The sequence below is a fragment of the Streptomyces sp. NPDC002845 genome, assembly GCF_053591955.1.
On the sequence record NZ_JBSFUU010000043.1, the window covers coordinates 39,890 to 48,571 of the forward strand.

The following is an 8,682-nucleotide window of genomic DNA, read 5'->3' on the forward strand; positions in this document are numbered from 1 at the left end:
CTGTTCAACTACTACGGCGTCATCTTCTCGGCCGTGAACCAAGCCGAGTTTGCACAGACTCGGCTTGGTTCACACCGGATCGCGCTCCCGACTGCCCCCTACGACGGGACGGTCACGGGTCGCATCTCCCTCCACCGGTTGGCTATCCACCCAGTGCGGGGACGGGCATGGTGACAAATGCCCACGCCGAGCGTGCCCGGTTGCGCACGTTGACCCCGGCGACGTGATCGGCAGGTCCAGCGAGGCCGCACCGACGACAGCAGAAGTGGTCCCGAGCGGACCGGTTGGCGCGCTCGGTGTGGCCGCAGCGCGGGCAGCGCTGCGATGTGTAGGCCGGATCCACGTTGATGAACGGCACCCCCGCCTTGCGGGCCTTGTACTTCAGATGCTCGCCAAGTTGGTGGAAGGGCCAGGAAGAGAGAGTGCCCCGCTGGTCGCGGCGTAGCCGTACCCGCTCGCGGATGCCGTCGAGTTGCTCGACGGCGATGCCGCGACCGGTGCGTTGGGCGAAGGACACGATCTCCTTGCTGATCCGATGGTTCACATGGGTGGCATGGCGCTTCTCCTTCTGTGCGCGGTGGGCGAGACGGCGGGTGGCCGAGCGGGTCTCCCTGGCCTGGAGTTCGGCGCGTTTGCGCCCCTGCCAGCGCCGGTAGCGGCCCAGGCGGCGGCCCTGGTGGTTGGTGCCGTCGGAGGTGGTGGCGAGATTCACGATGCCCCGGTCGACTCCGATCCAGTCGACCGGCTCGTACACGTCGGGATCCGGGATGTCGCAGGTGGCGATCAGGAACCACTTTCCGTCGCGCTGGACGAGGTCACTCTCGCCCTTGCGGTGGGTCACGAGCGTCTTGAGTTGGTTGGCCGAGCAGGCGAACCGGATGCCCTTCATCCGCCCGTCCACGGTCCAGATGGAGACGGTGCGTGCGTCGTACTGCCAGGACAGACAGCGGTCATCGAACGGCTGGGCCGCGTCCAGGCGGAAGAGGATCGGCATACTGACCGCCCTGCGGTACCGCTTCGAGGCGGACGGTCCCAGATTCCCGGCCTGCAGGTTGGCTTTCAGAGCCGCGTAGGCGTCGACGACCTTCTTCACCGCCCGCACCACCGGCTGCGCCGACAGCCCGAACGTCGCCTTCAGATCTGTGTACACCGCCTTCTGTAGAGCATTGCGGTCCTTCAGCTCCCTGGCGAATGCAACCTGCGAGGCGTAGGTGGCAGCCCGGTTGCAGGCACGCAGGGTTGCCTCCAGGGCCGACGCCTGCCTGGGCGTCGGCAGCAGCTTCACGCGCACCACCAGCTTCATGACATCGGACCGTAGTGCGACCACCACACACACGGCCGCCATTCATCCGGCGATCACCCCATCCGGTGATCAGTAGGGCAGCTGCTCGTATTCCCTCTGCTGTGCCGGGTAGCCGTACGGACGCTCCCCGCCCGGCACACAGCAGACGCGGCGACTCGGTGGACACCGTCGGACGGCACGGGGTCGCCGTCGCGTACGTGGACGAGAAGGGGATCAGCCGAAGCGAGCTGATCTTCGACAAGGAGACGCTGACTCCTTCGGCACCCGGGAGGTGGTCCTCAAGGACGTCAAGACCAACCGCGGCGAGGTCTGCGACGGCGTCATCAAAGCCGACTCGGTCACCGGACGCAGCGCCGTGCTGGAGGGGGCGGTCGTCGACAAGGCGGATCATCGACCGTAGACGCAGGTCAGCGCCCGTAGGAGGTGCGAATCGTCCCTGGCAGAGTCAGGCTGGTGCTATGACCGGTTCCATCGAACAGGGCATCAGCCAGACCCACGGGAACATCCACATCCTCCACTTCCTGGTGCGGCTTCCCCGGCCTATGGAGACGGTCTGGCCCGCGCTGGCCACGCGGGACGGGCTCGCGGCCTGGTTCACCCCGGCCGACCTCCTCGAACCCCACCTTGGGGGCGCGATCACGCTGCGTGACCTGGGGGAGGGGCGGATCACCGCGTGGGACGTGGAGCGGGTCGCCGAGTACACCGTGGACAGGGAGGGCCGCCTCCGGTTCCACCTGGAGCCCGCGCACCCCAGCGGTACCACGCTCCGGTTCACGAACGAGTACCGAGGCGCTCGTGAGCCGCCTCCCTGGCGCGAACGCTTCGAACGGCTGCTGGAGGTGCTGGGCGCCGGATAGACCCCTGGCTGGACGGTGGGGTGCTTGATGACGGCTTCGGCTCTGGCGGCTCCCCCTCGTCGGCCACGCGTCCTGCCAAGCCGGTGGGTGGCGGGTTTGAACGGAACGTCAGAAGGTCCTGGTCGCATGGTGTTGGTGTGGGGGTCGTGACGCCTCAGGCATCGAGCGGCGTGCCCAGACGGCGTCCCAGGGACAGCCCGCCCGGCCCGGTGAAGACGAGCAGCAAGAAGGCCCAGCAGTACAACGCGGGGCTCTCCCCCTTGTTCTGAAGGGGGAACAGCCCATCCGGCTGGTGCACCGTGAAGTACGCGTACGCCATGGCCCCGGAGGCCAGGAACGCGGCGGCCCGCGTCCCCAGGCCCACCATCACCAGTGTCCCGCACACGAGCTCGATCAACGCCGCGTACCAGTACGGCCACCCGCCGACACTCTCCGCCTCCCGGCCGAGTACCCCGAACAGCGACGCCGCCCCCTGCACGGCGAAGAGCAGCCCGATGACGATACGGAACCCTGCGAGGGCGAGCGGCTGGTACTGGTTCAACTGGTTCAGCCGAGAGGCCGTCCGTGTGTCGGGCATCGAGTCTCCTGGTGCTGTACGGCGCTTACGAACGCCGACCATGCCACACGGGAGAGGAGGAGGGCGGGGCCGTCAGGGTTTTTGCTGTCGCGGACGGGGACGGTGGTGGGGATAGCGGGGGCGATTTCGATGCAGTTGCCGCCGTCGTTGCCGCTGTAGCTGCTCTTGATCCAGCGTGCCGCGCCGAGTTCGTGACTGTCCATCGTGCTCGTACCCCTCCATCACGTCGCTGATCAGAGCGGCGGACTCGCGGGCTGACGGGATGTCCGCCCTGAGCACATCATAGGTCTGGCTGTGGCGTGCGAAGACGGCCGGATCGTCGTTGAAATGGCCACGTTCCAGCGACTCCGAGTACACCCATTCGCGCCCGTCGGACAGCTTGATCAACGACATCGAACTCTTGGGTCGAACGGGACCGAAAAGTCCGGCAGGGGCCACCTGGATACGGATGTTGGGGCGCTGTCCGACGTTCAGCAGATGGGCGCACTGGTCGCGCATGACCTCCGGGCTTCCTACCGCGTTGCGCAGACAGCTCTCGTCCAGGACGGCGACGTACAGCGGGCCGCCGTCGGCCAAGAAGCGCGGCTGGCGGCTCAGCCGGGCCCGGACGCGATCCTCCACCTCGTCGCGGCTCGCGACCTCGGAGAGCAGCGCGTGTGCGTAGCCCGATGCCTGCAACAAGCCCGGAATGACCCTCTCTTGATACTCCCGCAGAGCCACCGCTTTCGCATCCATCTCCGCCCTGCGTTCGAACCAGTCCGGATGGTGAACCTCCGGATACCACTCGATCCGCCCCCACAACTTCACCAACACCCCACCCGTGCGGAGCAGTTCGTCGCATCGCCTCGCGAACGTGTCCTGCGGTACCCGCGTGCCCGCCTCAACTCGCGCCACATGCGAGCGGTCGCAGGGAATCCGTGCGGCCAGCTCCGCCTGGGTGAGCCCGGCTTCCTCCCGGTAGTGCTTCAGTACCTCCCCGAACACGGCGGCGGTGGTGACCGCCGCCCCCGTTTCGGCATTGCGTCGTCGACTCACAGGTGTCCGCCCCTTTGTGACAGTTGGTAATTGTCACGCGCCAGCCATTGATTCCCGCCGTCTCGCTGGGCAACGCTGGTTGCACCCAGAGTAATCGGCTGTCCGGCTCTGCGGGCGTGATTGTCGTAATGACCGGATGGCAGAACAAGTGAGGAGACGCGCATGAGGAAAACGGCGAACCAGGCAGTGGGTACGGCGTCGTCGCAGGCGGCCGGGGGTGGCGGCCGGGCGGTGGCGCCCCGTCGCAGGAAGATGCGCTCCTGGGGGGTGCGGGCGATGGAGATGATCAACGCCCCGGTGGGGAGCGGGCTGTGACGCAGCGTCAGGCAGAGGAGCTGGACCGCCCGCCCGCCCCCGTCCCCGGCTGCGAGACATGCGCGGGGTTCGCCGCACGGCGGGAACGGGCCCGCGCCCTGTACGACCGCAGCGCCGAGACCGACGCAAACGTGCTCCTGCGCCACCACCAGCGGCGCGAACACGGCGGCGTGGCCACGCCCCGCCGGGTCTTCCGCTACGTGCCGTACACGATCGTGCAGGACGCGCTGGGGGCAACGGAGTACGAGGCGCGGTGCGTCTCCGGGGACGAGGCCGAGTGCGGCGCCGAGTCCGGCGTACTGCACGACCCGGCGGACGTGGAGGAGTGGCAGCGCAGACACACGCAGGAGACCCGGCACCTTCGCTACCGCCGAAGCTTCGGCGACTACGCGGTACTGGAGCAGCAGCCCTGAGCAACCTGGGCAATTGGCCGCTTTGGCTCGCGACCGACCCCCGGAAAGGCCTGGTCGCGACCCTCCCCGCTGAGCCAAAGCGGCCAATTGCCTTTCGGGGCCCGCGTTTCGCCGCGGGGGGACTCCGGACAGGTCCTGGTCAGTCCGGCTGGATGGTGGGGTTGTCCGCGGGCTGGACGCGGCGGTTGTGGCCGCGGCCGCGGAGCGTGCCGTCCGCGCCGTACAGCGCGGCGCCGATGGGGATACCGCCCTCGGCGAGCCCGGCGCGGGCCTCGGCGACGGCGGTGGCGAGCCATGCGCGGGCCTGTGCCTGATCCATGGGTTCACTCTCCATCGGCGGAAGCACCGGGGCAACGTGCCACCTAGCAGGCCGCCCTCCCGTACGCTCCCGCGAGCGCGTGAAACGACTCCTTCGGCTCCCAGTGCCACTCCGACGACGGGTCGTCAGGGTCGTCCTTGAGGGGTTTCACCAGCGCGTAACTCGCCAGGTCGAGGTCGTACCGGGGAGCGTCGGGGCGATGCGGGGCATCGGGGCTGACGAAGGTGAAGGCGTGGGCCGCGTAGAGGCCGAGCGCCTCGAAGGCCGCCAGCACATCCGTCACGTACGCGGCCTGCGTCCGCTCGCTGCGAACCAGGTCACCCTTGATCTCGGGCGGTTCCTTGTCGAAGTCGACCACGTTCCAGCCCATGCCACCCTCTTCCGGCGCCCCCTCGAACGTGCAGCAGCCGAACTCCATGACGGCCAGCGGCTTGCGGCGCCGGATACGTACGAAGCGGCTCAGGTCGCGGATGTAGGCCGCGTGGGTGCGGTGGTAGCCGTAGTAGTCGACGCCGACGATGTCGAAGAGATCCCAGTCGGTCCATTCGAGGGCCTCGTCGTCGGCCGCCGCGTACGCCAGCCGGCCCTGGAAGACGGAGCGGCCGACGGCGGCGGCACGGGCGGTGAAGCGGCGCAGTTCCCGCAGCATGCGCACGGGGTCGAAGTTGCCGTTCAGGAGGTTGTCGATGCGTTCGCGGACGTCCTCGCCGGGGACGATGCCGGGAACGAACAGCCAGAACTCGCAGCCGACGCTCAGATGTACATCGGCGCCCTGTCGCCGCAGTCGCTCGGCGAAGCGGCCCGTCTCGGCGAGGTGGTCGAGGATCTCGGGCTCGGGTACGTCGCCCAGGGTCGGCTCCAGCCAGACACGCAGCCCGCGTTCGGCCGCCTCGGCGGCGGTGGCGGTGAGGCGGTCCACGCCGTCGCCGGTGATCTTGACGGAGGTGGCGTGCAGGTCGTGCCGTATCGCGTGCATGTCGGCGCGCATGCGGTGGGGGTGCCAGGCGGTGCCGGGGGTCTCGCCCGCTCCGACTTCGTACACGACGCCTCGGTAGGTCAGGCCGGGGCGGCGGCCTGTGTTGGGGGCGGCGGTGCTGGTGCTGGTACTGGCCGCGGCCGGTCCGGCGGACAGCAGGGAGACCCCGCCTGCGGCCGCGGTCATGCCTGCGGTCATGCCTGCGGTCATGCCTGCCGTCAGGCCCAGGAATCGTGCTCGGCTGATGTTCATCTTCCCCCTCTTCGCAGTGAGTTGACCCCAGTCTGGGAAGCGGGTGCGGTGATCGGTGTCGGCCGATGGTCTACGGGTGGGGGACGAAGGTATGAGACATCCGCGCCATGCGGCCATGTCGTACGTTCGCTGTACGTCCGCACGGCGTCAGACTCCGTCGACGAGCAGGGATGTGAGGCCGCGGTCGAGGGCTGGTTCCAGGTCCTCTCTGCCCGGCGCGACGACGGAGTACGAGCGGCGCAGGAAGCGGTGGAGGGCAGCCGTGTCGAACCGGATCATGGCCATGCCCAGCGGCGAGTGGACCTCCACGACCGTACGGAACGGTCCGCACGGCCAGATGTGCACGTCGCCGATTCCGGCGGGCATGCTCAGCCCCTCCTCCAGAAGCGCGCGGGCGAACGTCCACGTCACGCACTCGCCGTCGGCCGAGGTGTCGGCCGGGAAGTCGATGTGCATGGCGAGTGGGTCGGTGGAGTCGTAGCGCAGGGTGGCGGGCACCGGGAGTTCGAGGTACTCGGGGGTGATCAGGCGGGCGCGGGCGGGCTGTTCCAGGGTGATGTGCATGAGGGGACTCCGATTCGGTGGAGGGGCGTGGAGGCGGAGGGGCGTGGACCAGTTGGGCCGATCGCCTTCTCGACCTCGCGGAGGGGCCGCGTATTACGCCACCGCGGGAGTCACCTTCTGTGACCTGTGTCACCTTCCGTGATTACTTGAGTTTTTCGCCAACTAGCCTTACAAAATCGTCCTTGCCTCTGCCTTCGTACTCCAACTGGAGTGTTCCTTCCATGACCGACGGTCCCGTCGCGATGTCGGCACCGGCGTCCGCATCTGCATCCGCGTCCGCCACCGTCGCGTACACCCGGATCTTCGAGGAGCAGCAGCCGCGTCTCGTCGCGTACGCCCGCTCGCTCACCAGGAACTCCTGGACGGCCGAAGACCTCGTCGCGGAGGCGCACTTCCGCGTGTGGCGGCGGCTCTCCGCGGGGCACGAGATCGACAACGTACCGGCGTATCTGATGACGACGGTGCGGCATCTCGCGGCCGCCGCGGGCAGCAGCGCCGCGCGCGAGACCCCGCAGGATCCTCAGGACCCGCAGGGGCCGTGGGCCGCCGACCGGGCCGAGCGGGCTGGTCGGGCCGAGGGCGGGGTGCGCGACGGCGACCCGGCCGAGCAGGTGTCGTCGGTCGACCTGCTGGTACGGGTGCTGGGCCAACTGCCCGAGCGCTGGGTGGAGGCACTGTGGCTGGCGGAGGCCGAGGGGCAGCCGCTGGAGGCGGTGGGGCGGCGCATCGGTGCCAAGCAGGGCGCCACGGCGGTACTTCTGCACCGGGCCCGTGAAGGCATGCGCCAGGCGTTTCTGCGCGCCCAGTCCGGCGTCCCGGCCGACCCCGCGTGCGAGGCCCACTGGGGGCGCATGCCCGCTTACGTGCGCGGTACCGCGACATCCCGGCAGTCCGGGCAACTCCTCGGCCACGTGGACGGCTGCGACGACTGCCGAGCCCGGCTCGCCGCCCTGATGCGCGCGAACGACCGCCTGCCCGCGCTGGCCGGCCCCGCCCTGCTCGTCTTCGTCGTGGGCGGCGCGGGCAAGTTCCTGCTTCCCTTTGTGACGGGGGGTGTTGCTGCGGGGTCCGTTGGTGTGGGGGTTGTGGCTGGTGGCGCCGGTGGTGCGGGGGTCGCGGCCGGTGGGTCCGGTGGGGCGGCGGCTGCGGCGGGTGGGGTCGGCGGCGGGGCCGGGGGTGCGGTGGCCGCTGTGGGTGGGCACGGTGGCGGGTTGTTGCACGCGGCGCGTCACGCCGTGACCGGCACGGGCGGGGCGAAGGTGCCCACGGCGATCGCGGTCGGCGCGGCCGTCGCGGGCGCCGCCCTCGCGGCCGTGATCGCACTCGGCACGGGTGACTCGCCGTCAGCAGCCCGCGAGCGGGTGCCGTTGGCGGAGGCGCCGGTGGTGCGTCCGTCGGACGGTACGGTCGCGGAGATACCCGAGGAACGTGACGCATCCGCCGACGTGACTGACGAGACCGACGTGACTGAGGACCGGGCGAGCGGTGAGGCCGCGTCCTCGGCCGGCACCGGCGGGACCGGGACCGTCGTGGCCGACGCGGAGTCCGCGGGCGAGCCTACGCCGGCCCCGGGTGGGCCGGCGGACGAGGATGCAGGGGCGGACGGTCGGCCGCAGGACGGAACTGCACCGGGTAACTCGGGTATGCCGCCTGCCGAGTCCGAGTCCGAGTCCGAGTCCGAGTCCGAGTCCGAGTCCGAGTCCGAGTCCGGGGCCGGGGCCGGGGCCGAGTCCGACTCCGAGTCCGGTTCAGGATCCGAGTCCGATGCGGGTTCCGGTTCCGAGCCCGATACCGGTCCAGCGGACGAAGAGCCGGGAACGCCCGCGGACGAAGAGCCGGAAACACCCGCGGACGAGACCCCCGGGACCGGGGGCGGGGAGGCGGACTCTCCGGACGCGGAGACTCCGGGAACCGACGCCCCGGACACGGAGGCGCCGGAAACGGAAGATCCCGAAGTGGAGTGCCCGGAGGGGCAGTCCCCGGAGGTTGAAGCTCCTGAGGCCGTGGGTCCGGAGGGCGAACTCCCGGGTTATGAGGTTCCTGGGGCGGAGTCGCCGGAGGGGGAGTCCCC

Annotated in this window: 11 protein-coding genes and 1 pseudogene; 5 read left to right on the top strand and 7 right to left on the bottom strand. The window is 69.8% G+C overall.

Going from position 1 to position 8,682, the window contains the following annotated elements; all coding sequences use genetic code 11:
- Positions 1–142: 142 nt before the first annotated feature.
- The gene (locus ACWD3C_RS28240) at positions 143–1,303 is read right to left on the bottom strand and encodes an RNA-guided endonuclease InsQ/TnpB family protein (protein ID WP_451148702.1); all 1,161 of its coding nucleotides are present in this window, start codon (positions 1,301–1,303) and stop codon (positions 143–145) included.
- A gap of 271 nt (positions 1,304–1,574) precedes the next feature.
- On the opposite strand from ACWD3C_RS28240, the gene ACWD3C_RS28245 reads away from it, so the two are divergent.
- Together ACWD3C_RS28245 and ACWD3C_RS28250 are read left to right on the top strand one after the other, a co-directional pair.
- The gene (locus tag ACWD3C_RS28245) at positions 1,575–1,703 is read left to right on the top strand and encodes a hypothetical protein (RefSeq protein ID WP_451148704.1); all 129 of its coding nucleotides are present in this window, start codon (positions 1,575–1,577) and stop codon (positions 1,701–1,703) included.
- Positions 1,704–1,761: 58 nt separating this feature from the next.
- Positions 1,762–2,160, top strand: coding sequence for an SRPBCC domain-containing protein (locus ACWD3C_RS28250; RefSeq protein WP_451148706.1), 399 nt, complete (start codon positions 1,762–1,764; stop codon positions 2,158–2,160).
- Positions 2,161–2,314: 154 nt separating this feature from the next.
- On the opposite strand, the gene ACWD3C_RS28255 is transcribed toward ACWD3C_RS28250, so the two are convergent.
- From ACWD3C_RS28255 to ACWD3C_RS28265, 3 genes are read right to left on the bottom strand one after another with little or no spacing between them, the layout of a single operon-like run.
- Positions 2,315–2,737, bottom strand: coding sequence for a DoxX family protein (locus tag ACWD3C_RS28255; RefSeq protein WP_451148708.1), 423 nt, complete (start codon positions 2,735–2,737; stop codon positions 2,315–2,317).
- The gene (locus ACWD3C_RS28260) at positions 2,707–2,907 is read right to left on the bottom strand and encodes a DUF397 domain-containing protein (RefSeq protein WP_451148770.1); all 201 of its coding nucleotides are present in this window, start codon (positions 2,905–2,907) and stop codon (positions 2,707–2,709) included. The genes ACWD3C_RS28255 and ACWD3C_RS28260 overlap by 31 nt, the downstream gene beginning before the upstream one ends.
- Positions 2,810–3,772: a helix-turn-helix domain-containing protein gene (locus ACWD3C_RS28265; RefSeq protein ID WP_451148710.1), complete on the bottom strand. Its 963-nt coding sequence runs from the start codon at positions 3,770–3,772 to the stop codon at positions 2,810–2,812. The genes ACWD3C_RS28260 and ACWD3C_RS28265 overlap by 98 nt, the downstream gene beginning before the upstream one ends.
- A 162-nt stretch (positions 3,773–3,934) precedes the next feature.
- Here ACWD3C_RS28265 and ACWD3C_RS28270 point away from each other — a divergent pair, with 162 nt between their 5' ends.
- Together ACWD3C_RS28270 and ACWD3C_RS28275 are read left to right on the top strand one after the other, a co-directional pair.
- On the top strand, positions 3,935–4,087 hold the full coding sequence (locus tag ACWD3C_RS28270; RefSeq protein ID WP_451148712.1) for a hypothetical protein: 153 nt from the start codon (positions 3,935–3,937) through the stop codon (positions 4,085–4,087).
- Positions 4,084–4,500 carry a DUF7848 domain-containing protein gene (locus ACWD3C_RS28275; protein WP_451148714.1) on the top strand — a complete coding sequence of 139 codons (417 nt, stop codon included), beginning with the start codon at positions 4,084–4,086 and terminating at the stop codon, positions 4,498–4,500. Before ACWD3C_RS28270 ends, ACWD3C_RS28275 begins: the two co-directional genes overlap by 4 nt.
- 151 nt (positions 4,501–4,651) lie before the next feature.
- On the opposite strand, the pseudogene ACWD3C_RS28280 reads toward ACWD3C_RS28275, so the two are convergent.
- From ACWD3C_RS28280 to ACWD3C_RS28290, 3 genes and pseudogenes are all read right to left on the bottom strand, one after another.
- Positions 4,652–4,819: pseudogene (locus ACWD3C_RS28280) on the bottom strand (nucleoside deaminase); the annotation flags it as partial.
- Positions 4,820–4,862: 43 nt separating this feature from the next.
- On the bottom strand, positions 4,863–6,047 hold the full coding sequence (locus ACWD3C_RS28285; RefSeq protein WP_451148716.1) for an abortive phage infection protein: 1,185 nt from the start codon (positions 6,045–6,047) through the stop codon (positions 4,863–4,865).
- A gap of 147 nt (positions 6,048–6,194) precedes the next feature.
- Positions 6,195–6,611: an SsgA family sporulation/cell division regulator gene (locus tag ACWD3C_RS28290; RefSeq protein WP_451148718.1), complete on the bottom strand. Its 417-nt coding sequence runs from the start codon at positions 6,609–6,611 to the stop codon at positions 6,195–6,197.
- A 221-nt stretch (positions 6,612–6,832) separates the two neighbouring features.
- Here ACWD3C_RS28290 and ACWD3C_RS28295 point away from each other — a divergent pair.
- A partial coding sequence (locus tag ACWD3C_RS28295) for a sigma-70 family RNA polymerase sigma factor (RefSeq protein ID WP_451148720.1) occupies positions 6,833–8,682 on the top strand: 1,850 nt, incomplete at its 3' end.

Excerpts from the sequence above, each read along its gene's own strand:
- ACWD3C_RS28240 (WP_451148702.1), bottom strand. The coding sequence starts at position 1,303 with ATGAAGCTGGTGGTGCGCGTGAAGCTGCTGCCGACGCCCAGGCAGGCG.
- ACWD3C_RS28250 (WP_451148706.1), top strand. The coding sequence starts at position 1,762 with ATGACCGGTTCCATCGAACAGGGCATCAGCCAGACCCACGGGAACATC.
- ACWD3C_RS28255 (WP_451148708.1), bottom strand. The coding sequence starts at position 2,737 with ATGCCCGACACACGGACGGCCTCTCGGCTGAACCAGTTGAACCAGTAC.
- ACWD3C_RS28270 (WP_451148712.1), top strand. The coding sequence starts at position 3,935 with ATGAGGAAAACGGCGAACCAGGCAGTGGGTACGGCGTCGTCGCAGGCG.
- ACWD3C_RS28285 (WP_451148716.1), bottom strand. The coding sequence starts at position 6,047 with ATGAACATCAGCCGAGCACGATTCCTGGGCCTGACGGCAGGCATGACC.
- ACWD3C_RS28290 (WP_451148718.1), bottom strand. The coding sequence starts at position 6,611 with ATGCACATCACCCTGGAACAGCCCGCCCGCGCCCGCCTGATCACCCCC.